18 protein-coding genes, 4 pseudogenes and 1 riboswitch are annotated in these 22529 nt (G+C 72.3%); of the genes and pseudogenes, 10 read left to right on the top strand and 12 right to left on the bottom strand.

Going from position 1 to position 22529, the window contains the following annotated elements; all coding sequences use genetic code 11:
• Positions 1-97 precede the first annotated feature (97 nt).
• Together ACFYV5_RS30505 and ACFYV5_RS30510 are read left to right on the top strand one after the other, a co-directional pair.
• Entirely contained in the window at positions 98-1390 is a 1293-nt protein-coding gene (locus ACFYV5_RS30505) for a sensor histidine kinase (protein WP_389173675.1), read from the top strand.
• Positions 1387-2064 carry a response regulator gene (locus tag ACFYV5_RS30510; RefSeq protein WP_389173677.1) on the top strand — a complete coding sequence of 226 codons (678 nt, stop codon included), beginning with the start codon at positions 1387-1389 and terminating at the stop codon, positions 2062-2064. Before ACFYV5_RS30505 ends, ACFYV5_RS30510 begins: the two co-directional genes overlap by 4 nt.
• Positions 2065-2132: 68 nt before the next feature.
• Here ACFYV5_RS30510 and ACFYV5_RS30515 read toward each other — a convergent pair whose 3' ends face one another.
• The 5 genes from ACFYV5_RS30515 to ACFYV5_RS30535 form a co-directional block, all read right to left on the bottom strand.
• Positions 2133-2954, bottom strand: a complete 822-nt coding sequence (locus ACFYV5_RS30515; protein WP_389173679.1) for a hypothetical protein — start codon at positions 2952-2954, stop codon at positions 2133-2135.
• Positions 2954-4231, bottom strand: coding sequence for a VWA domain-containing protein (locus ACFYV5_RS30520; protein WP_389173681.1), 1278 nt, complete (start codon positions 4229-4231; stop codon positions 2954-2956). The genes ACFYV5_RS30515 and ACFYV5_RS30520 overlap by 1 nt, the downstream gene beginning before the upstream one ends.
• A gap of 93 nt (positions 4232-4324) precedes the next feature.
• Complete coding sequence (locus ACFYV5_RS30525; protein ID WP_389173683.1) at positions 4325-5077, bottom strand: flavodoxin family protein; 753 nt, start codon at positions 5075-5077, stop codon at positions 4325-4327.
• 162 nt (positions 5078-5239) lie between these two features.
• Positions 5240-6181: an endonuclease/exonuclease/phosphatase family protein gene (locus ACFYV5_RS30530; protein ID WP_389173685.1), complete on the bottom strand. Its 942-nt coding sequence runs from the start codon at positions 6179-6181 to the stop codon at positions 5240-5242.
• 132 nt (positions 6182-6313) lie between these two features.
• Entirely contained in the window at positions 6314-6946 is a 633-nt protein-coding gene (locus tag ACFYV5_RS30535) for an ankyrin repeat domain-containing protein (RefSeq protein ID WP_389173687.1), read from the bottom strand.
• On the opposite strand from ACFYV5_RS30535, the gene ACFYV5_RS30540 reads away from it, so the two are divergent.
• The 3 genes from ACFYV5_RS30540 (at position 6910) to ACFYV5_RS30550 (ending at position 9703) form a co-directional block, all read left to right on the top strand.
• Positions 6910-7419, top strand: a complete 510-nt coding sequence (locus ACFYV5_RS30540) for a TetR-like C-terminal domain-containing protein (RefSeq protein WP_389173689.1) — start codon at positions 6910-6912, stop codon at positions 7417-7419. The genes ACFYV5_RS30535 and ACFYV5_RS30540 overlap by 37 nt on opposite strands.
• Positions 7420-7561: 142 nt before the next feature.
• Positions 7562-8782, top strand: coding sequence for an RNA ligase (locus ACFYV5_RS30545; protein WP_389173691.1), 1221 nt, complete (start codon positions 7562-7564; stop codon positions 8780-8782).
• A gap of 3 nt (positions 8783-8785) precedes the next feature.
• Complete coding sequence (locus ACFYV5_RS30550; protein WP_389173693.1) at positions 8786-9703, top strand: AAA family ATPase; 918 nt, start codon at positions 8786-8788, stop codon at positions 9701-9703.
• A 36-nt stretch (positions 9704-9739) separates the two neighbouring features.
• On the opposite strand, the gene ACFYV5_RS30555 is transcribed toward ACFYV5_RS30550, so the two are convergent.
• On the bottom strand, positions 9740-10450 hold the full coding sequence (locus ACFYV5_RS30555) for an alpha/beta fold hydrolase (RefSeq protein ID WP_389173695.1): 711 nt from the start codon (positions 10448-10450) through the stop codon (positions 9740-9742).
• A 227-nt stretch (positions 10451-10677) separates the two neighbouring features.
• Between ACFYV5_RS30555 and ACFYV5_RS30560 the strand changes: the two genes are divergently transcribed.
• From ACFYV5_RS30560 to ACFYV5_RS30570, 3 genes and pseudogenes are all read left to right on the top strand, one after another.
• On the top strand, positions 10678-11910 hold the full coding sequence (locus ACFYV5_RS30560; protein ID WP_389174003.1) for a serine hydrolase domain-containing protein: 1233 nt from the start codon (positions 10678-10680) through the stop codon (positions 11908-11910).
• Positions 11911-11949: 39 nt separating this feature from the next.
• On the top strand, positions 11950-13062 hold the full coding sequence (locus ACFYV5_RS30565) for a CapA family protein (protein ID WP_389173697.1): 1113 nt from the start codon (positions 11950-11952) through the stop codon (positions 13060-13062).
• Positions 13063-13117: 55 nt separating this feature from the next.
• Positions 13118-13765 (top strand): annotated as a pseudogene (locus ACFYV5_RS30570) (phosphoribosyltransferase); the annotation flags it as partial.
• A gap of 109 nt (positions 13766-13874) precedes the next feature.
• On the opposite strand, the gene ACFYV5_RS30575 reads toward ACFYV5_RS30570, so the two are convergent.
• Positions 13875-14729, bottom strand: a complete 855-nt coding sequence (locus tag ACFYV5_RS30575) for a transglycosylase SLT domain-containing protein (RefSeq protein WP_389173699.1) — start codon at positions 14727-14729, stop codon at positions 13875-13877.
• Between the two features lie 4 nt (positions 14730-14733).
• Positions 14734-14893: riboswitch (cyclic di-AMP (ydaO/yuaA leader) on the bottom strand.
• Between the two features lie 299 nt (positions 14894-15192).
• Positions 15193-16767: a flavin-containing monooxygenase gene (locus tag ACFYV5_RS30580; protein ID WP_389173701.1), complete on the bottom strand. Its 1575-nt coding sequence runs from the start codon at positions 16765-16767 to the stop codon at positions 15193-15195.
• 70 nt (positions 16768-16837) lie between these two features.
• Here ACFYV5_RS30580 and ACFYV5_RS30585 point away from each other — a divergent pair, with 70 nt between their 5' ends.
• Positions 16838-17941 carry an AraC family transcriptional regulator ligand-binding domain-containing protein gene (locus ACFYV5_RS30585; protein ID WP_389173703.1) on the top strand — a complete coding sequence of 368 codons (1104 nt, stop codon included), beginning with the start codon at positions 16838-16840 and terminating at the stop codon, positions 17939-17941.
• On the opposite strand, the pseudogene ACFYV5_RS30590 reads toward ACFYV5_RS30585, so the two are convergent.
• From ACFYV5_RS30590 to ACFYV5_RS30600, 3 pseudogenes are all read right to left on the bottom strand, one after another.
• Positions 17853-18095, bottom strand: a pseudogene (locus ACFYV5_RS30590) (FCD domain-containing protein); the annotation flags it as partial. The gene ACFYV5_RS30585 and the pseudogene ACFYV5_RS30590 sit on opposite strands and share 89 nt — an antisense overlap.
• Positions 18096-18101: 6 nt before the next feature.
• Positions 18102-18381: pseudogene (locus ACFYV5_RS30595) on the bottom strand (dihydrodipicolinate synthase family protein); the annotation flags it as partial.
• Positions 18382-18550, bottom strand: a pseudogene (locus ACFYV5_RS30600) (FAD/NAD(P)-binding oxidoreductase); the annotation flags it as partial.
• Between the two features lie 156 nt (positions 18551-18706).
• Between ACFYV5_RS30600 and ACFYV5_RS30605 the strand changes: the two are divergent.
• On the top strand, positions 18707-21082 hold the full coding sequence (locus tag ACFYV5_RS30605) for a collagenase (RefSeq protein WP_389173705.1): 2376 nt from the start codon (positions 18707-18709) through the stop codon (positions 21080-21082).
• Here ACFYV5_RS30605 and ACFYV5_RS30610 read toward each other — a convergent pair.
• Entirely contained in the window at positions 21054-22517 is a 1464-nt protein-coding gene (locus tag ACFYV5_RS30610; RefSeq protein WP_389173707.1) for an FAD-dependent oxidoreductase, read from the bottom strand. The two genes, ACFYV5_RS30605 and ACFYV5_RS30610, sit on opposite strands and share 29 nt — an antisense overlap.
• Positions 22518-22529: the final 12 nt, after the last annotated feature.

The raw sequence follows: 22529 nt of genomic DNA on the forward strand, positions 1-22529 counted from the left end.
CTCCGCCTTGCGATCGCACGCACCGGGCGCCGCTCGCTGATCCGGCCTGATCCAAGAGACAGGCCCTAGGCTGGACGCGACGGACAAGGGGGAACGGGTGGGGGACGGTTACGGGCGGGCGCTGATCGTTGCCCTGCGGGGAGTACCGCGCACCCTGCGGCATGACCTGTTGACGACGGCGCGCGACCCGCTGCCCCGGCAGGCGTGGTTCGGCTGGCTGCCGCACGGCCACCTCGTGCTGCTCGCCGTCCTCGCGGGCACGGCCAACATGGCCGCCTACAACCACGCGGCCGTGCTCACGGCGCCCGTACAGCTGCTCGTCGTCCTCCAGGCCGCCGCCCTGGTCCTCGCCCTGAGCCGCCCCCTGCCCGCCTGGTGGCTCTCCACGACCGCGCTCTTCCTCATCGCCAGGATCGGGGACTCGACCGTCGGGCCGGACATGGCCTGGCCCTGGAGCATCTGGGGCATCGTCGTCCACACCTTCGTCGTCCTGCTGCTCGCCCTTCGCGTCCCCCTGCGGGTCACGGTCGTCACCCTCGTGATCACCGTGCTGAGCGGAGTGGTCAACGCGGTGATGCCGACGGGCTTTCCCCACAACGACGACATCACCGGCGGCTCCCTCTCCTTCGCGACCGCGGCGGTGGTCGGAGCCTCGCTGCGCATCAGCCGTGTGGCGCGGACGAGGCTTGTCGAGCAGGAGGTCCTCACCGCCGAGGAGCGGGCCCGCCGCACCGTCCTGGAGGAGCGCGGACGCATCGCCCGGGAGCTGCACGACGTCGTCGCCCACCACATGTCGGTCATCTCCATCCAGGCCCAGGTCGCCCCCCACCTCGTCGAGAACCCCTCCGAGGAGCTCAAGGAGAACCTGGCGGGCATCCGCCAGAACGCCGTCGAGGCGCTGACCGAACTGCGCCGTGTCCTCGGCGTCCTGCGCGCCGAGGACCAGGCCGCCGACTCCGTACGGCACACCCCCCAGCCCACCCTGGACCGGCTCGACGACCTCCTCGACAACGTCCGCGCCGCCGGGCTCACCGTCGACGCGGGGACCGCGGGAGAACGCCGCGCGCTCGCACCGGGCGTCGAACTCTCCGCGTACCGCATCGTCCAGGAGGCGCTGAGCAACGCCATGCGGCACGCACCGGGGGCCCGGGTGCGGGTGGAGACGGGCTATCGCCCCACCGGGATCCACCTACGGATCGTCAACACCCCGCCGACCCGCCCCACCGATCCCGCCGCGGCCCGGCTCTCGCGGGGACCGGGGCACGGGCTGCTCGGCATGCGCGAGCGCACCGCCATGCTGGGCGGCGAACTGACCGCGGGGCCCACCCCGGACGGCGGCTACGAGGTGACCGCCACTCTTCCCACCGAGAGCAGCAAGGACGGCACATGACGAGCGGTACGATCCGGGTCCTCATCGTCGACGACCAGAAGATGGTCCGTCAGGGCTTCACCGTGCTGCTCGACGCCGAGCCCGGCATCGAGGTCGTCGGCCAGGCCGTGGACGGCGACGACGCCGTCGCCCAGGTCGCCGAACTCGCCCCGGACGTCGTCCTGATGGACATCCGGATGCCCGGCACCGGCGGCATCGAGGCCACCCGCCGCATCACCGGACCCGCGGGCACCACCGTGAAGGTGCTCGTCCTGACCACCTTCGACCTCGACGAGTACGTGTACGAGGCGCTGCGCGCCGGCGCTTCCGGCTTCCTCCTCAAGGACGCCTCCGCCGACGAACTCGCCCACGCCGTACGGGTGGTGGCGGCCGGCGACGCGCTGCTCGCCCCGAACGTCACCAAGCGCCTCATCGCCGAGTTCTCCCGGCTCAGCGCAGGACCCCGCACCCCGCTCAAGGACCGCGTCGGCGCGCTGACGGAACGCGAGACCGAGGTCCTGGGCCTCATCGCCCACGGTCTGTCCAACGCCGAGATAGCCACCCGGCTGGTCGTCGCCGAGCAGACCGTCAAGACCCACGTGAGCCGCATCCTGATCAAGCTCGGTCTGCGCGACCGCACCCAGGCGGCGGTCTACGCCTACGACACGGGCCTGGTCCGCCCGGCCGGGCACTGAGGCGCCCCCTACCGGGCGGACCGGGGTGTCGGCCGCGACTGCCGGGCAGCCGCGGCCGCTCAGGTGCCTCAGACGGCCGGCGGCACCCGCGACGGGCGGCCGGAGCCCCGCGTCAGGGAGTGGCCGGCGATACCGGCGAGCGCGCCGAGGACTCCGCCGACCGCGGTCCAGACCCAGCGGTCGGACCACCAGCCGGAGGACCAGCCGTCCTCGGGAGCCCGCGCCTCGACCGCCGACGGCGCGTCGGCCGCGGCCGCGTCCTCCGCCGTGGCGCCCGGGACGAGCGGGGCGGCGAGCGAGCCGCCGCCCGCGTACGCACCGCCCTGCTCGACGGAGACCGCACCCACGCGAGCCGTGAACGGCTGGCCCAGATCGTCCTCGGGAAGGCCGGTGACCGTCAGGCGGACGTAGTAGCTGCCGGGCAGCGGGTCGTCGTCCCAGGTGTCGGCCCAGGGGCGGATCGTGCGCAGGGTGCAGGACAGTTCCACGGACGCGGCCTCCTTCGCGGCGGCCCTGGACTGCATCCCGTACATGCACGGCTGGCGGCGGCGCAGTCCGTCGTAGACGTCGATCCGCCAGGTCGAGGCGCCGTGCCGGGCGGCCGCCTCGGGAAGGGTGACCGAGGCCGTCACGGTGGGCCGCTGCCCGGTGTCCGCGGGGAACACCCAGTAGAGGTAGTCACCCGTGGATGCCTCGGCGGTGGCCTGCTGCCCCTGCCGGAAGAAGGCGGCGGTACGGAAGGTGGTGCCGGCCTCCGTCGGCCCGGCCGTCGCGGCGGCGCTCGCGCTGCCGCTCGGGGACGGGGAGTCGGCGAGGGCGGGCACGACGGCCGGACCGAGCAGCCCTGCCCCCGCCAGCAGGACGGTGGTCAGCGTGCGTACGGTACGCATCAGTTGGTCCTCCAGACGGCGACGCGCCAGCGGGACAGCCAGCCCCACAGCAGACCGCCCACGAAACCGGCCAGTACCAGTACGCCGAGCAGCCACCAGCCGCGGCCGAGGCCGAAGGCGGCCACGTCGGACGCCTCGTCGGGCGCGTCGACCAGGTCGACGGTCAGCTCGATCGGCATGCCGGGCGTCGTCTTCACCGACGGCGGCGCCGAGAAGGAGTTGCTGACCTGGAGACAGACCGTCTCCGCCGCGGGCTTCGTGTCGTTGTCGATGCCGTCGACCGGCGGCTTGGGATAGCGCAGCCCGGTCGAGATGACGTCCGTCCGCCCGTCGCCCGCCTCGGAGCCCCGGACGACCTTACGGCCGTGCACGGTCACCGCGCGCAGCAGGACGCCGTAGTCGTCGTTGACGGCCCGGTCGGCCGCGATGCTCACCGAGGCGCGCAGTTCCTGCCCGGGCAGCACGTCCACCCGGTACCAGCGGTGCCGCCCGAAGACCTGACGGTCGGTGTACAGACCGGCCTCCAGCCGCGGGGCGTCCGCGCACCGCTCGGCGCCCTCGGTGGCCACTGGGGTCACGACCGGGTCCGCGGCGCGGTCGACCAGCTGGCGGACCCGCTTGGAGAGTTCCTCGGTGTGCCGGACCGAGGTGTAGGTGCCGCCGGTCGCCTCGGCGATGCAGGTGAGCTGCTGCCGGATCTTGGCGTTCGGCACCAGGCCCAGGGTGTCGATGGTCAGGCCGATGCCCTTGGCGGCGATCTCGCGCGCCACTTCGCAGGGGTCGAGCGGGGCGCAGGTGTCCTCGCCGTCCGTGATGAGCACGATCCGGCGGGTGGCGTTGCCGTCGCCCTTGAGGTCCTCGGCCGCCCCGAGCAGGGCCGGACCGATCGGGGTCCAGCCGGTGGGGGCCAGGGTGGCCACCGCCGTCTTCGCCTCGGTCCGGTCGAGCGGGCCGACGGGGTAGAGCTGCCGGGTGTCCTTGCAGCCCTTCTGCCGGTCCGGCCCGGGGTAGTCGGCGCCGAGGGTGCGTATGCCGAGCCGCACCTCCTCGGGCACCGCGTCGAGCACCTCGTTGAAGGCCTGCTTGGCCGCGGCCATGCGCGACTGGCCGTCGATGTCGCGGGCCCGCATCGAGCCGCTGACGTCGAGGACCAGCTCGACCTTGGGGGGTTCCTTCGCCGCCGGTTCGTCGGCGGCGGCGCCGGTCGGGACGAGCCCGACGGCCAGGGCGGCGAGCAGCGCGCAGGCTCCGGTCGCCAGCCGTTTTCTCGTGATCATCTGCCGGATCGTAGGGATGATCGTCCGACAATCCAAAACGGGCGCTCGCGGAGCCTCCTGAGGGGGCGTCCGCGCACGGACCAGGCCGACCGGTCAGCGGTGTTCGGGGTTCGGGAAGTCCGACCGGCAGCCGGCGTCCCAGGCCGAACGCTGGTTGCCGTGCGCCGGGACGCCGCCCGCCCGCTTCAGCATTTCCGCCAGATGCATCAGGTTCCACGCCATGAACGAGGTGTTGCGGTTGGTGAAGTCGTTCTGAGGACCGCCCGAGCCCGGGTCCAGATAGGAAGGCCCCGGCCCGGCCTCACCGATCCAGCCCGCGTCCGCCTGCGGCGGGATCACGTAGCCCAGGTGCTGGAGGCTGTAGAGCACGTTCATCGAGCAGTGCTTGGCCCCGTCCTCGTTCCCCGTGATCAGACAACCGCCCACCCGGCCGTAATAGGCGTACTGCCCCTCCTCGTTGAGGAGGCTCGAGCAGGCGTACAGCCGCTCGATCACCTGCTTCATCACCGAGCTGTTGTCCCCGAGCCAGATCGGACCGCACAGCACGAGGATGTCGGCCCCCATGACCTGCTCGTACAGCTCGGGCCAGGCGTCCGACTCCCACCCGTGCTCGGTCATGTCCGGCCACACGCCCGTCGCGATGTCGTGGTCGACGGGCCGTACCAGCGAGGTCGCCACGCCCTGCCGCTCCATCACGGCCCTGCTGAGGTCGATCAGGCCCTCGGTGTTGCTGATCTCGGGGGAGCGCTTGAGTGTGCAGTTGAGGTACAGGGCGCGCAGATCGTCGTAGCGGTACGGAGTGGGAGTGGGAGTGGGAGTGGCAGTGGGAGGCGGAGTCGCGGACATCGGCGGTCTCCTCGCGGGGGCAGGGGAGCCGCGGGGCCGCGGCGCCCGGACCAGCCTCCCTTCTTGGGGTGCGACCGGCCAACCGGGGCGACCGACCGGATGACGGGCGCGCGACCGGCGCCGTGGGGCGCGGCCTCGGCCGCCGGTCGCGCCGCGATGTCGTCAGAACCGCACGCGCGCGGCCACCGGCAGATGGTCGCTGCCCGTGTCGGGCAGCGTCCACGTCGCGGTGACCTCGGCGCCGCGGGCCAGCACGTGATCGATGCGCGCGAGGGGCACGCCGGCCGGCCAGCTGAAGGCGAACTCGCCGCGGCTGCCGCGTACCTGTCGCATGACGGGGGCCAGTCCCCGGTCGTCGGCGGTGCCGTTGAGGTCGCCGAGGACCAGCACCGTCGGTGACCCGTCCGCGGCGAGCGCGCGACCGAGCCGGCCGGCGCTCTCGTCGCGCCACCCCGTGGCGTACCCCTCGGCCGGCCGCACCCGGACCGACGGCAGGTGCGCCACATAGGTCGCCACCTCGCCGTGCGGGCCGCGGACGACGGCGCGCAGCCCGCGGTCCCAGCCGTCGCCGACCTCACGCGGCTTGATGTCGACCCGGGCGACGTCCGTCAGCGGATACTTCGACCACAGCCCGACCGTCCCCACCGTCGCGTGGTGCGGATGGGTCGGGCCGAGGACGATCCGGAACGCGGGCAGGCTCGACGCCGTCAGCTCCTGCAGCGCGATGACGTCGGGGTCCGGGGCGAGCAGGATGCGCCCGACACGGGACGGGCTGGTGTTCTCGTCGCTCACGTTGTGCTGGACGACGGTCATGTCGTACGTCTCCGGTGAGGCGGACGCCGAGAGCGGCAGCGGCGCCCGGAACACCCCCACCCAGACGGCCGCGACGAGCAGAGACGCCACCGCCGCGACGGCCGACCGGCGGACGACGGCGACGATCAGCCCGACCGGCACGGCGAGGCCGAGCCACGGCAGGAAGGTCTCCACCAGGCTCATCACGTTTCCCGGCAGGCGAGGCACGGCGGAGGCGAACAGCAGCAGTCCGCCGACGACGGCCAGCACCGCCCCGGTGACCAGCCCCCGCGTCCTTCGAATCGTCTCCATCGCACCCCTTCCCGGACCGAGGACGCGGCGCGGGCGGAACCGGTTCCCAGGTCAGGGGCTACGCAGGACCGCGATGCCGAGCGGGCGTTCCCCGACGGCGAGGCGCCGGGCGTCCCGGGCGGCGGCGGGGCCTCATCGGGGCGTCTCCCGTCCCCGGGAGCCGGCGCGCGCCGAGGCGGCCTCCAGCAGCCCGGCGATCCGGCCGAAGCCGCGTCGGCGCGCGTGATGGAGCGGCGTCGTGCCGTCGTGGTCCGCCAGCTGGGGGTCGGCCCCGGCGGTGATCAGCAGTTCGACGATCTCCTCGTGCGCGCGACCACCGTCGCCGAGGATCACCGCCTCCAGCAGCGCGGTCCAGCCGAGCCGGTTGACATGATCTACGTCGATGTCGGTCTCGCGCAGGACCGCCCGGACGTACGCGACGTGGCCGCGTTCGGCGGCCGGGATCAGCGAGGTCCCGCCGAAGCGGTTGGTGAGACGCAGGTCGGGGCCCGCCGCCAGCAGGACGCGCATCATGCGCACACTGCCCGTGACTCCCGTGACCAGCCAGGGCGTGTCGTCCTGGCCGTCCCGTGCGTCGGGGTCCCCGCCCGCCTCGACCAGGATCTCCGCGGCGCCCACCTGGTCCGCCCGCGCGGCCAGCAGCAGCGGGGTGCGCTGCTCGGCGTCACGGCACTCCACGTCCGCGCCGGCCTCGAGCGCGGCACGGACCCCGAGGGTGTCCCCGCGGCGTGCCGCCGCGAGCAGCAGCAGGTCGTTCGTGTCCATGGACGTTCTCCTTCGCGTGGCCGTCAACAGCACGGACGTCGTCCCTTCGCGGTGGGCGGAGGCGGCCGATCCGCTCCGGCCGCCGCGAGCGCCTCACGGGTCCGCTCGCCTTCTCCTCCATCCTGGGTCCGGCCGAGCCCCGCGGGGTCTGTACGGGCCTCGCCGGGCTCGCCGACGCGGCCTGGCCGTACGCCGCACACCTCTACCCCGACGACGCGTTCGACTGGCCCGACTTCGATCCGGGCCTGCTCGCCAAGGTGCGACCGGCCTTCCCCGGGCTCCCGCCCGCCGGAGTGGCCCTGGCCCTGCGGATCTGGGGGCATGTGCACGGCCTGGTCTCCCTGGAGGTCTACGGCCACCTGCGCTCGCAGACCGTCAGCCCGGACAAGCTCTTCCGTGCGGAACTGACCGCACTCGTCAGGTCGCTGGGCATGCCGGTGCTCCCGCGCGAGGACGGCGCACAGCAGTCGTAAGTCGGCGCTGGAACCACCCCGGGTCGGTGAGAGGGAGGAGGGGCGCACGGCCGGGCACCCCTCCTCCCAGGCGCCGGGAAAAGCGTTGTCGGCTCGAGGCCTCCGCAGGTGAGAATGGGCCACCACCGACCAGGAGGAACCCATGAGCCAGGCGTACCTGACTCTCCACGAGCTGCTGCCGCCGCAGGAGTTGACGGCCGCGATCGACGCCGGACACGTGACCCGCAAGGCACACCCCGAACTGCCGCTGTCGATCTACACGTACACGCGCACCTGCCAGTACGAGCGGATCTGGAACCGGGTGACCACGCGCTGCCGCGGACTCGTCGCCGACGACACGACCGGGGCGGTCGTCGCCCTGCCGCTGCCCAAGTTCTTCAACATCGGTGAGCACGCGTCCGGACAGCCCTACGCGCCCGCGCTGCCCGACGAGCCGTTCGACGTCTACGACAAGGTCGACGGCAGCCTCGCGGTGGTCTTCCACTACGCGGGCCGTTGGCGGGTGGCGTCCAAGGGGTCCTTCAGCAGCGCACAGGCGACCTGGGCGCAGCGCCGGCTCGACGCCCGGGACACCCGCGCGCTGACGCCGGGAGTCACCTACCTCGCGGAGATCGTCTACCCGCAGAACCGTATCGTCGTCGACTACGGCGACCGCCGGGACCTGGTCCTGCTCGCCGCCTTCGGCCCGGACGGCACGGAGCTGGCCCTGGCCGAGGCAGCCGCCGACTGGACGGAGATCGGATCGGTCGTACGGACCTGGCCCGCGATGTCCCTCGCCGAACTGGTCACTCTCACCGAGTCGAACACGCTGCCCGGCGGCCGCGCCGCCACCGGGACCGACGCCGAGGGCTTCGTCCTGCGGTACGCCTCGGGAGTGCGGGCGAAGGCCAAGCTGAGCGAGTACGTACGGCTCCACAAGGTCCTGACCGGGGTCACCGAGCGGGACATCTGGCGCAGCCACGGCATCCAGCGATTCGCCGGCATGTCCGTCAAACGGCTGGCGCAGGGACTGGGGTGCTCCGTCGCCGAACTCGGCGGCATCAGGAGCGCGGGCGGCCGGCCGCTGGACGCCCTGCTGGAGCAGGTGCCCGACGAGTTCGACACCTGGGTGCGCGGAGTCATCGCCCGCCTGGAGGACGAGGCGGCCGCCCGCGAGCGCGCCATCGACGAGGCGTACACGTGCGTCGCCCACCTGGCCGGGGACCGGGGCGCCTTCGCCCGGGCGGTCAAGGCGCTCCCGGTCGACCGGGACGTCCGCGCGGCCATGTTCCTGCGCCTCGACGGACGACCCACCGACCTGGTCGTCTGGCGTGCCGTCAGGCCCGAGGCGACCGACCCCTTCACGACCGACGAGGAGAACTGAACCGTGCCCGTGGTACACGTCATGACGGGCCTTCCCGCCTCGGGAAAGACCACGGCCGCCCGCCGCCTCCAGGCGGAGTCCGGGGGCCGGATGCGCCGCGTCAACCTCGACGACCTGCGCACCATGCTCGACGTCCCGGACCCCGAGCGCGGCCGCTCGCACGCGCACGAGCGGACCGTCCTCGACATCCAGGACGCGGCCGTCCGCTCCGCCGTCGAGGGCGGTTTCGACGTCGTGGTCGACAACACGCACCTGACCCCGCACATCCCCAGGCGGCTCATCGCCGCCGTCACCGGCCTCGACGCCGGCTTCGTCGTGCACGACTTCACCGAGGTGCCGGTCGAGGAATGCGTACGGCGCGACGCCGCGCGCGAGCGGTCCGTCGGCGAGGAGATCATCCGCATCCTCGCCGACAAGCACGCCAAGGCCACCCGCGGCGGCTGGCGGCTGACGGCCGAGTGGCTGAGCACCCGGCCGTCGGCCACGCCCTACGTCCCCGATCCGGCGCTGCCGTCCGCGGTGATGTGCGACATCGACGGCACGCTCGCGCTGCGCGGCGACCGCGGTCCGTACGACTTCTCGCGCTGCGACCTCGACCTGATCAACGTCTCGGTGCGGCAGGCCCTGCGCGCCTTCCGCGCCGCCGAGAACGACACGATCGTGCTGGTCTCCGGCCGTAGCGAGGACCACCGGCCCATGACCGAGGCATGGCTCGCCCGCCATGAAGTGCCTTACGACGAGCTGTGGATGCGGGCCTCGGACGACGGCCGCAGCGACGACATCGTCAAGGCCGAGCTCTTCGACGCGCACGTGCGGAACCGGTACGCGGTACGGGTCTCCCTCGACGACCGCGACCGCGTGGTCGCCCTCTGGCGCCGCATGGGCCTGCCGACCTGGCAGGTCAACTACGGGAACTTCTAGGGGTGTCGTGTCCGGGCGGCCGCGGTCGGGGCCGTGTCATGTCCGGGCGGTCTCGCCCGAGGCCGCGTCGAGGAGGATCCGGGCCAGCTCGTGCGGCCGGGAGAACATGGGCCAGTGGCCCGTGGTCATCCGCACGAGCTGCCAGCGCTCGCTCTTGAGCAGCTGCGCGACGTCGTCGCTCGGCTCGGCCCCGTCGAGCAGGCACTTGACGTACGTCGCCGGGAGCTCGCCGATCGACCGCTCCATGACGGCCGGCTCGGTGACCGTCGCGCCCGGCTGCGGGGTGGCCCTGCCGACGATCCCGTCGATCTGCTCGTCGGTGAGATCCTGCCCGGCGAATTCGGGGGCGGTCGGTATCCAGAACCCGTCGTTCTCGGCGAGCGCCGCCTCGAAGGCCGCCTGCCCCTGCCACCAGGCGGAGGACATCGACGCGCCGTGCGTCGGCACGGCGGAGTCGACGAAGACCACCCGGGCCAGCCGGTCGCCGATCCGCTCGGCGGCCTGTCCGACAGGGATGCCCGCGTAGCTGTGGCCGACGAGGACGACGTCCCGCAGCCCGAGCCGCTCGACCTCCCCCACGATGTCCTCCACATGGGTCTGTTGCCCCGCGGGCACGCCCTTCCGCTCCGCGAGCCCGGACAGCGTCACCGCACGGGCGTCGTGGCCGGCCGCCCGCAACTCCGGCACCACCTCGTCCCACGCCCACGCTCCGAGCCACGCGCCTGCCACCAGTACGTAGGAAGTCATGGGCGCAACGTAGTGCAGGGGTCCGACACTCGGGCCGACGGTCCTCGTCGTGCACGGCCCGCCGGTCCGGCCTAGCCTGGACGGGGGAGTAGCCCTCGTCCGGCGGGAGGCCTGCCGTGAGGTACTCACAAGCGCACGCGCGCTCACAGGCGCACGCGCCCTCACACACGCACGCGCCCTCGCGAGCGCGGTGGCGCCGGGTCTGCGTGGTTCTGGCCGCGACCGGCATGCTGGCCGTCCCCGCCTCCGCCGGAGCGGCCCTCTCCGCCCCCGCCCTCCCGTACAGCGCTTCCGCCACCCCGTACAACGCCCCGGCGCCCGTCCCCGACGTCACGGACGGCGAGTTCACCGAGCTCACCCCGGCCGTCGCCGCCCGCCTGGACACCGCGATCCAGCAGGTCATGCGGGAGGCCGGGGTGCCGGGCGTGATGGTCTCGCTGTCCGCACCCGGCAAGGGCAACTACATCAAGGCGTTCGGGGTCGCCGACAAGGCCACCAAGGTCCCCATGGACCCGAACCTCTACATGCGGATCGGCAGCGAGACGAAGACCTTCACCGTGACGGCGATGCTCGAACTGGTCGACCAGGGCAAGGTGGGACTGGACGATCCGATCGACAAGTACGTCGACGGCGTCCCCAACGGCGATCGCATCACGCTGCGCCAACTCGCCGGCATGCGCAGCGGATTGTTCAACTACTCCATGGACGAAGGGTTCTACAAAGCCCTGACCTCCGACCCGGACCGGTCCTTCACGCCGCAGGAGCTGCTCGACTTCTCCTTCAAGCATCCGGTGAACTTCCAGCCGGGCGCCGATTTCGAGTACTGCAACACCAATACGATCCTGCTGGGGCTCGTCGTGGAGAAGGCCGGCGGGCAGCCGCTGCACGAGTTCGTCCAGGAGAACGTCATCGAGCCGGCCGGACTGCGGCACACGATCTTCCCGACCGGTGCCGAGTTCCCCAGCCCGCACGCCCACGGCTACACCGATCAGACGGCCACCGGGAAGACCGAGGACGCCACGGACTGGAACCCCTCCTGGGGATGGGCGGCGGGAGCGATGATCTCCGACCTGCGGGACATGCGGACCTGGGCACGGGTCGTCGCCACCGGCACCCTGCTCACCCCGGAGACCCAGGAGCAGCGCCTCAAGGTCGGGGGGACGGACCTGGCCGGCACCGGCTACGGTCTGGGCATCTTCAACGTCGAGGGCTGGATCGGTCACAACGGCTCGCTGCCCGGTTACGAGTCGCTGACCGTCTACCTGCCCGAGGCGCAGGCCACGATGGTCGTCCTGCTGAACACGGACACCAACCACGACGGGCAGGAACCGAGCACGCTCTTCGGCCGGGCGATCACCCGCATCGTGAGCCCCGAGCACGTGTACGACCTCCCGGCGGTGCAGTCACCGCCGACCTCGCAGCCGCCGTCGCCGACGTCGAAGCCCCCGGCCCCGCGCTGAGCCCCGGCCGCCCCACACCACCGCGTCTACCCTGGGTCTATGGGCAGTGACCTGGTCGGACTCTTCCTCTGCGGCGATGTGATGCTCGGCCGCGGGGTCGACCAGATCCTTCCCCATCCCGGCGACCCCGCCCTCCGCGAGCGCTACATGCACGATGCACGCTCCTATGTGGCGCTCGCCGAGGCGGTCAACGGCCCCATCCCCCACCGTGTGGACTTCGCCTACCCCTGGGGCGTCGCGCTCGACGCCCTCGACGCCGCCGCGCCCGACGTGCGGCTCACCAACCTGGAGACGGCCGTCACCACGCACGACGCGTTCGCTCCCGGCAAGGCCGTCCACTACCGGATGCACCCGGAGAACCTGCCGAGCCTGACGGCCGTCCGCCCCGACGTCTGCGTCCTGGCCAACAACCACGTCCTGGACCTGGGCCGCGGCGGGCTCGACGACACCCTCGCCGCCCTCGCCGGTGGGGGACTGCGCACGGCCGGAGCGGGCCGGAACGCCGAGGAGGCCGGGCGGCCCGCCGTCGTCGGCCTCCCCGGGGGCGGACGGCTCGTCGTCCACGCCCTGGGCATGGCCTCCAGCGGCATCCCTCGCCACTGGGCCGCCACGGCCGAGCTCGGGGGCGTCCACTTCGCCGCCGGACCCGCCGACACCACCGCGAAGCGCCTCGCCGCCCGGATACGGGAGACCAAGAGCCCGGGCGACATCGTCGTGGTCTCGGTCCACTGGGGCTCGAACTGGGGCTACGCCCTCTCGCGCGCCGACGTCGACTTCGCCCACGCCCTGATCGACAGCGGAGCCGACATCGTCCACGGGCACTCCTCACACCATCCCCGGCCCGTGGAGGTGTACCGGGGCAGACTCGTCCTCCACGGCTGCGGCGACCTGATCAACGACTACGAGGGCATCACCGGCTACGAGCAGTACCGCGACGACCTGCGGCTGCTGTACATCGCGTCGGTGAGGCCCGAAGACGGCGGACTCCAGGAGGTGCGCATCATTCCTCTGCGGGCCCGGCGCATGCGGCTGGAGCACGCCCCCGGCCGGGATGCGCGGTGGCTCCACGACGTTCTCGGCCGGACGAGCCGGCCCTACGGCGCGCAGGTCACCCTCGACCAGGACGGAACCCTCGTCGCGCGCCCCGCCTAGGGGCCGCACTCGGCACCGGCCGCGCGCACGCTCCGACCAGGGAGACGAGCGGGACATGTACTTCACCGACCGTACGGACGCCGGACGGCGACTCGCCGCCCGCCTGGACCATCTCAAGGGCCACGACGTCGTGGTCCTGGGGCTTCCGCGCGGCGGCGTGCCGGTCGCCGAACACGTCGCCGACGCCCTCGGGGCGCCCCTGGACGTCTGTCTCGTACGCAAACTGGGGGTGCCCTTCCAGCCGGAACTCGCCATGGGCGCCATCGGGGAGGGCGGCGTGCGGGTCGTCAACGCGCGCGTGCTGGCCGAGACCGGCGTCTCCGACCGTGACCTCGCCGCCGTCGAGGAGCGGGAGGGGGAGCTGCTGCGGCAGCGGGCCCAGCGCTATCGCGGGACGCTGAGCCCGGCCCGCCTCGACGGCCGCACGGCCGTGGTGGTCGACGACGGCCTGGCGACGGGCGCCACGGCGCTGGCCGCCTGCCGGGTCGTGCGCGCACGGGGAGCCGCGCGGATCGTCCTCGCCGTGCCGGTCGCGCCGCAGGGCTGGCCGGAGCGGATCGGCGGGGAGGCCGACGAGACGGTCAGCGTGTACGAGCCGGAGGTCTTCTACGCGATCGGCCAGTTCTACCAGGACTTCTCGCAGACCCCGGACGAGGAGGTCATCGCCTGCCTGGAGCGCAACCGTACCGCGCGCGGATCGAGCCCCGGCCGTCCCTGACGCCCTCGCGTCATGGCCGCGCGGCCCGAGGCCGGACGGCGAAGCCCCGGCCCCGAGAGGGGGCCGGGGCTTCGCCCGAGTGACGCGCCGGCGATCAGTAGGGTCCGTTGACGTTGTCGATGGAGCCGTAGCGGTCCGCGGCGTAGTTGCAGGCCGCGGTGATGTTGGCGATGGGGTCGAAGAGGTCCATCGAGGTGCCGGGCACGTGGTACGCCAGGAAGGTCGGCTCGATGACCTGCAGGAGCCCCTTGGACGGGGTGCCCTTGGCGGCGTTCGAGTCCCAGAGGTTGATGGCCTGCGGGTTGCCCGAGGACTCGCGCATGATGTTGCGGTGGATGCCCTCGTACGTACCGGGGATGCCGTACTGCGCCATGACGTCCAGCGATTCGCGGATCCAGCCGTCGAGGTCGTTGGTGTAGCTCTTGGCGGCCGCGGGTGCGGCCTTCGCCGGGGCCGGCTTCGCGGGAGCCGCCTTGGCCGGGGTGGCGCTCCGCTGCTGCGAGCGGTCGGCCCGGTCGGCGTCCTTACTGGCCGGGGACGCGGGCTTCTTGGGAGCCGCGGCGGATTTCCCGCGGAGCGTCAGTTCCAGGCCCGGATGGATAAGTGACGGGTTGTCACCCACAATGCTGCGATTCGCTCGGTACAGGGCCTTCCAGCCGCCCTGCACACTCTGCTCCTGCGCGATCAACGAAAGGGAGTCGCCGCGAACGACCTTATAGGTCTTGGCGGGGGCGTTCTTCGCGGCGGGAATCGATTCCGCGATCTTCGCCGGAGCGCTGAAGACGGTCTTTCCGGCGGGGGCGGTCTCGGGTGCCGTGCCGGGCGTCGCGTGCGCGGTGGCCGTGCCGACCAGGGGCAGGGCCAGCGCGGCACCACCCGTGCTCGCGAGGGCGATTCCGCGGGTCAAGGGACGTCTCTTGGGGCGCCGGTGCTTACCGTGTGCGGGCATGATGCATTCCTCTCCGGCGCCTGCGGGGTGAGCTGTCGGGTTCGGGCTGGAGATGCCCGGCCGCACGTGTGCGACTTCACCCCGAGCCGCTCCGGAGAATCCGGACCGGCGAATAGTGGGTCCCCCGCTCCTGCCTTCGGGTGAATGATCGGCATTTTCGGACGGTGGCAGGATTCGGCGATCCGTCCGGGTCGAGGTGACCGTAGGCGAGAAATGTCGACAGAAACAAGACGTCGCGTTCGTGGGGAATTCCGGGAGAGGTTCTTCGCCACCCCCACCGCGCCGAACTTCCTTGAAAGGAAAGGGAACGGCCGGGGTCGAGAGATCACCTCGACCCCGGCGTGATTCATGTCACCGCAGCGCCATATCGGTCATTACGGTAAATTCAGCCGAGTTGAGAAAAGGGATACAAGGGGCGCTAAAAACCCCTTGTATCCGTTTTGGCCGGAACTGTGGTCGTACGTCAGCCGGAGACGCTCGCGGCACCCGTCTCGCCGTGACGCGCCGCGAGCACCCGCGCCAGCGGGGTCGGTGCCAGCGTGCGGTCCAGGTTCGTGCGCATCGTGGTCGCCGCGTCCAGGACGTAGTTCTGGCGGACCTTCCACGGGCCCCGGTCGCCCTGGCGCGGGAAGGCGTCGATCGAGCGCCGGACGTATCCCGCCGCCAGGTCGAGCAGAGGGCGCTCGCGCAGCGGACCCTCCGGCTTCGGCACCACCGCCGCGTACCGCCTGCCGCCCATGTGGTTGAGCACCTTGCACACGAGGCGCGAGGTGAGGTCGGCGCGCAGCGTCCAGGAGGCGTTCGTGTAGCCGACGCAGAAGGCGAAGTTGGGAACGGAGGTGAGCATCGTCCCCCGCCACACGAACTGCTCCGACAGCTTCACCGGCCGGCCGTCCACCGTCGGCTCGATTCCGCCGAAGGCCAGCAGTTCCAGGCCGGTGGCCGTCACCACGACGTCCGCCTCCAGCACACGGCCCGACGCCAGCCGGATCCCCTCGGGGACGAAACGGTCGACGCGGTCGGTGACGATCTCTGCCTCCCCCTTCTTGAGCGCGTGGAAGAGGTCGGCGTCGGGGACGGCACAGAGCCGCTGGTCCCAGGGGTCGTAGCGGGGCGTCAGATGCTCGCGGATCAGCCCCTTGTCCCGCAGGACACGCTGGTTCAGCCCGCTCAGGACGCGCCGTGCCGTCTTCGGCGCGCGGCGGCAGAACTGGTACACCCCGATGGTGAACAGGATGTTCTTCGTCCGGACCACCCGGTGCGCCGCGTTCGCCGGCAGGACCGCCCGCACGGCATCGGCCACCACGTCCCTCGACGGCAGCGAGCTGATCCAGGTGGGGCTGCGCTGCAGCATCGTGACGTGCGCGGCCCGCCCGGCCATGGCGGGCACCAGGGTGACCGCGGTCGCGCCGCTGCCGATGACGACGACGCGCTTGCCGGTGTGGTCGAGGGCCTCGGGCCAGAACTGGGGGTGGACGACCTCTCCCTCGTACGAACCGATCCCCGGGAACTCCGGGGAATGCCCTCGCTCGTAGTTGTAGTAACCCGCGCACGTATAGAGGAAGTCGCAGGTCAGCGTCTGCCGCGTGACCGCGCCGTGCGCGTCGGTACGCTCCAGCGTGAGGGTCCATCGGGCCGTCACGGACGACCAGTCGGCGGCCAGCACGCGCGTGCCGTAGTGGATGTGCCGGTCGATACCGAACTCGGCCGCCGTCTCCTTGATGTAGCCGAGGATGGACGCGCCGTCGGCGAGCACCTTGGAGTCCCGCCAGGGCTTGAACGGATATCCGAGCGTGAACATGTCCGAATCGGAGCGCACCCCGGGATAGCGGAACAGGTCCCATGTTCCGCCCATGGCCTGCCGGGCCTCGAAGATCGCGTACGAACGGTCGGGGCACTCGGTCTGGAGCCGGTACCCGGCACCGACGCCGGAGAGGCCGGCGCCGACGACCACGACATCGATGTGCTCGGGCAGGGGAGGCGTGGCAGGCGCTGTCGGAGCGGAGGGCGCGGACGGTGTTCCGGAGCTCGTCGTCATGGTTCCTAGTGTCGGAAGCAACACGGAGCAAGAATTGACTCCGTACGACAGATTCTTGACCCTGGGCGACATGCCAGTGATCAGATCGGCCGGGCTCCGGGGCTTCCGCGCGACCGTCGCCGAGCTCGGCGGGGACGCCGAGGACTTCGTACGAAGGGTGAATCTGCCCCTCGCGGCCCTCGACTCCGACGACCTGCTGGTCGAGGACGAGGCCATGGCCACGGTCCTGGAGCTCGCCGCCGCCGACCTCGCCTGCCCCGACCTCGGTCTGCGGATGGCGTCCCGTCAGGACCTCGGAATGCTCGGCGCCCTGGCCCTCGCCATCCAGAACTCGCCCACCCTCGGCGACGCCCTCGCCTGCACCGTCCGCTATCTCTTCGTCCACACCGAATCCATGCGGCTCGGTCTCGAACCGGATCCGTACGGAACACCGGGGATCGTCGCGCTCGGCCTCGGCGCCGCGCCCGGACGGGAGTTCCCGCCGCAGGCGATGGACCTGAGCCTCGGCTTCATCCACCGCTCGATCACGTTCCTGACCGGCCCCTACGGGCTGCGCACGGTCGAGCTCCCGCACGTCCCGGCCGCGCCCCTGTCCGCGTACGAGGAGTTCTACGGCGTACCCGTGCGCACGGGCCGGCCCGCCGCCCTGCTGCGCGTGCCCCACACCCTCGAAAGCCGCCCGCTCACCGGCGGCGACACCCATCTGCGCGATCTGGCCGTCGCGTTCCTCGCCGAGCACACCCCCGGCGGGAGCCCCGACCTCCCCACCCGCGTGCGCGCGGCCGTCCGCCAGTCGCTGGGCACCTCGACGCCCACCGTCACGACCGTCGCCGACCTGCTGAGCCTTCACCCCCGCACGCTCCAGCGCAGGCTCGCGGAGCGGCACACCACGTTCGCCGCCCTCCTCGACGAGGAACGCCGCCGCGCCGCCCGGCGCTACCTCACCGCCACCGACCTCCCCTTCGGACAGATCGCGGGCCTCCTCGCCCTCTCCGAGCAGTCCGCCCTCAACCGCTGCTGCCGCAGATGGTGGGGCACGACCCCGAAGGAAGCCCGACGGCACGGCCTCCCCGCGGAGGCCGGCCTCACCGGGAGGGGCCGCGCGGAGCGGGCGGCGCCGCTGCCCGCCCCGTACGGGAGTCGTCCCGCGCCCACAGGGACCGTACGTGGCTGAGATGGCGCACCATGCAGGCCTCGGCGCCCATCGCGTCGCCGGCCAGCATGAGGTCGAGGAGCTCCAGATGCTCCTCGGCGGAGGGCAGCAGCTCGCCCCGCTCGTCCAGCGCCGTCAGGCCGTAGAGCCGGGAGCGCTTGCGCAGGTCGCCGACGGCCGGCAGTTCAGGGGCGCGTTCGGCGATCTCGTACGCCCGGCGGACATCGCCGCTGAACTCCTTCACCGCCACGATGTGGCCGTCCGCGTGCAGCGCGGCGAGCAGGGGGGGTGAGGTCCACCTTGGTGTTGTGCGGGTTGTTGTACGCGACGACCGGCGGGCCGACGGAGGCCACCTCCGCGTAGTGGGCGCGGACGGCGGTGGCATCGCATGTGTAGGCGTTGGGCGGGAGGAGCAGGACCGCACCACAGCCCGCCTCGGCGGCCTGTTCGGTCCAGCGGCGACCCCAGGGAGGAGGCGACGGCGAGCAGCAGGGGACCGCTGCCCGCGACCACGCCTCGTCCGCCGGGCAGCACGAGCCCGGCCTTGAGCATGGCCTGCGCGCCTCCCGCGCCGATCACCCCCGGCAGGGTCCAGCCGGGAAAGGGCAGTTGACGCTCGGCCCCCGGAGCACCACCCGGCTCGCGCGAGAGGGACTACAGAAGCTGACGGTGCATAAGGCTTCTCAGTGCAATTTCACATTGCTATGTTACAGGGCATGTCCAGGGCAAGATCGCCTCAACTGCCCTGCTCTCGAAGGAAGTCCACCCCCCATCACAGGAGACCTCGTGTCCCAGCACAGAACCGTGCGCACGACCCTTCTCGCCGCAGTCCTCGCGACCGGCCTCACCGCCCCGCTCGCATACTCGGCCCAGGCCGCGGCCCCCGTGCGGACCCCGGCCGGCTTCGCGCCGGGGAGCACGGCCCAGGCCGCCCCGACCGTCCCCGCGGCCCCGGCGCGCCACGCCCCGAACCCGCACGACGAGGTCGACCGCCTCGCCCAGGCGCCCGCCGCGAAGACCGGACCCGCCGCCGCGCCCCGCGGCGTCACCGCCGGACGTGTCCCCGGCGTGCAGGGCGAAGGCCCCGGTGCTCAGAGCCTGACCCGTACGGCACGGGCGGCCACCACCCGGGCCGGTGTTCCCTGCACGCTCGACGGCATCACACGGCTGAGCCCCGCCCAGCTGGCCGACTTCCTCGCCGATCCCGCCGTCCAGGCCGACGGCTGCCTGCGCGGACTCGTCTGGACCTGGGACGCGCGCCTCGCGCCCGTGATGTCGGACGCCCACGTCCAGGCCGTCGCCGCCCGGATCACCGGCCTCGCCGCCGGTCACGACGGCACCAACTCCACCCACCTCCTGGAGATGTTCACCTATCTCCACGCGGTCGCCTACCACGACTTCGGCCGCCCCGAGATCGACCTCACCGACGCCCCCACCGTCGAGGCGATGCGCGCCGCCACCACCGCCTACGCCACCGCCCCGCGCACCTTCGACGTGACCCCGCAGAACGCCCAGACCCTCCGCGAGGCGCTCTACACCGGCAGCGCCCCCGGCCTGCGGCAGCACCAACTCGGCCTGATCACCGCGGTCCTCGCCCGCATGGGCGACGGCCACGCGCAGACCGCCGGCGACCCCGCCTGGGGCGGCGCGGCCCTCGCCGCGCTCTCGGTGAACTACCTCGGCGTCCACCCCGGCAACCAGGACACCGCCTTCCGTGACGCCGTCGCGAAGGACCCCTCCTACCGCGCCGCATTCAAGACCTTCTCCGGCCACACGCACCTGAAGGGCACCGCCAACGCCTGGGTCGTCCGCGATGCCCTCGGCGAGTACGGCCGCTTCGGCCAGATCGACGCCCTCAGGACAGGGATCGTCGCCGACCTCGGGGGACTCCTCGCACCCGTGGAGACCGGCTTCGGCACGGGCAGCGCACCCTGGGCCTCCCTGGTGGGCTGGCTCAACTTCTACGACGCCTGCGCCCCGTACAAGGTCTGCAAGGCCGACATCGAGGCGAGGATCTTCCCCCACACGTACGCCTACGACAACGGGGGGATCAAGGTCCGCACCGGCCTCGACCGGGCCACCGTCGACCAGCTCTACTACGCGAGCAAGCAGGTCAAGGCCCAGTTCCACCGGGTGCTCGGCACGGAGCAGCCGCTCGCCGGAGACCCCCACTCCGTGCTCACCGTGGTGCTCTACGCGTCACGGCAGGACTACGAGACGTACCACCCCATCCTCACCGGCATGGGGACCGACAACGGCGGCATCTACATCGAGCGCGGCGCGACCTTCTACACGTACCAGCGGCGCGTCCCGCAGGACTCCAGCCTCACCCTCGAAGAGCTCTTCCGCCACGAGTACGTCCACTACCTCAACGGGCGTTACGCCGTCCCCGGGTTCTTCGGCGAGGGCCCGTGGTACGAGAACGACCGCACCACCGCCATGGACGAGGGCACGGCGGAGTTCTTCGACGGCGCCACCCGCGACGACGGGACAGCCGTGCGCAAGTCACTCGTGGAGAGCGTCATCAGCGACACCTCCGCGGGCGGCCCGCGCATGACGGTGAATCAGATCCTGCATGCCACCTACGACGGCGACGGCTTCCGCTTCTACGCCTACGCGGGCACGTTCTTCGCGTACCTGTGGACCGAGCGGCCCGCCCTGCTGCGCGCCATGTACGGCCACCTCCGCGCGGGAGACGTCCGCGGCTACGACACCTGGCGCGACCGCGTCGGCAAGGACGCCGGGACGCAGGCCGCGTACGACGCCTTCCTCGACCGGCAGATCGCCCGGGTCGACGAGCTGTTCGTGCCCGACACCCGGCACGAGCCCACCGCGACGCTGCGCCACGCCACCCCCGCCGAGATACGCGCCGCCTTCGCCACCGCCACGAGCAACACACCCACCTGCACCGGCAGCCGCGACCCCCGGCTGCCGCGCTTCGTCTGCACCGGCCGGATCACCGCCCGCCTCGCCGACGCGGCCGACCCCGACCAGGTGTTCAAGGACATGTCCGAGACCGTCGACTACTTCGTCCTCGACCGCAGCCGGAGCGGCGGCAACAACTTCAACGACATGAACTGTTCCTTCGGACCGGTGGAGATCTGGTCCACCGGACGCGCCGGCACGGCCGGCTTCAGCTGCGAGGGTCCGCTGCGCCGCTGACCCCGCCCGCACCGTCCCGCACCGGACCCGCCTCCTCCAGGGGGCGGGTCGCGGGCCCCTGGAGCACCCGCCCGTCGGCCGCCGCGAAACGCGAACCGTGACACGGGCACTCCCAGGTGTCCTCCAGCTCGTTGAAGCCGAGCTCGCACCCCATGTGGGTGCAGCGCGGCCGCCGCCCGGCGAGGAAGTGCCGCGCCACGGACGCCTGGGCCCGCACCACGTCGGGGAACTCCCGCAGCGGCAGCCGGCGGCGCGGGTCGAAGAGCTCGGTCCAGTCCGGACGCGGGGCACCGGTCACCTGGGCGGCCAGCAGCCGGCCCGCCATCACCCCGTTGCTCATGCCCCAGCCGCCGAACCCGGTGGCCACGAAGACGTGCTGCGTGTCCGGGTGCTCATGACCGACGTACGGAAGGTGGTCCACCGACCGCACGTCCTGCGCGGCCCACCGGAAGACGGGCCCGGTCGCGCCGAAGCCCGGGAAAGCCTGGCGGGCCCACCCGCTGAGCCGTTCGAGACGCTCGCCCGGGTGACCGGTACCGGGCTCGTGGGCCTCGCCGGTGACGATCAGCAGCCGGTGGCCTTCGTCGTACGGCGCGGTGCGCACCGAACGGGTGCGGTCCTCGGGCGTGAGGTACATGCCCCGGGGCGCCGATGCCGTGGCGATCGGGGCGGCGAGCACCAGCTCACGGCGTACCGACAGCCGGGCCAGGAGCGAACTGTGCACGCTCAGGGGAAAGTTCGTGGCGATGACGACGTCCCGGGCGCGGACGCTCGCTCCGCTCTCCGTGGTCAGCGCGCACTCCGCGCGCTCCCGCAGAGAGGTGACCCGGGTGTGTTCGTGGACGATGCCGCCCCGGGCCACGAGATCCTCGGCGAGACCGAGCAGGAACCTGCGCGGGTGGAAGAGGAGCTGGCCGTCGAGGCGCACCGCCCCGGCCACCGGGAAGGGTAGATCGGTGTCCGTCACGTACGTGGCGTCGAGTCCGGCCTCCAGGGCGGCGGCCGCCTCCGCGCGGACCTCCCCGGACCGTTCCTCGTCCGTGACGTAGGTGAAGGCCGGGGCCCGCTCCAGATCGGCGTCGATGCCGATGTCGGCGCACAGGCCGACGACATGGTCGAGAGCCTCCTGCTGCGCCATGGCGTACCGCGTGGCGGCCAGGACGCCATGGGCGTCCCGCAGGCGTGCGTACGTGAGGCCGTGCAGGGCCGTGAGCTTGCCCGTGGTGTGGCCGGAGACACCGGCGGCGATGCGGTCGGCCTCCAGCAGCACGACCTGCCGGCCGGCGCGGACCAGCTCGTGGGCGGTGCACAGCCCCGCGATGCCGCCCCCGATGACGACGACGTCGGCCGTCAGATCGTCGGCGAGGGCGGGCCGCTCGGGGGAGGGGGTGCCGTGCATCCAGTACGAGCCATCGATGTGCGCGTCCGCCGGCATGGCGCGCTCCTT

It is taken from the genome of Streptomyces sp. NPDC003035, from assembly GCF_042888285.1.
Taxonomy (GTDB): Bacteria; Actinomycetota; Actinomycetes; order Streptomycetales; family Streptomycetaceae; genus Streptomyces.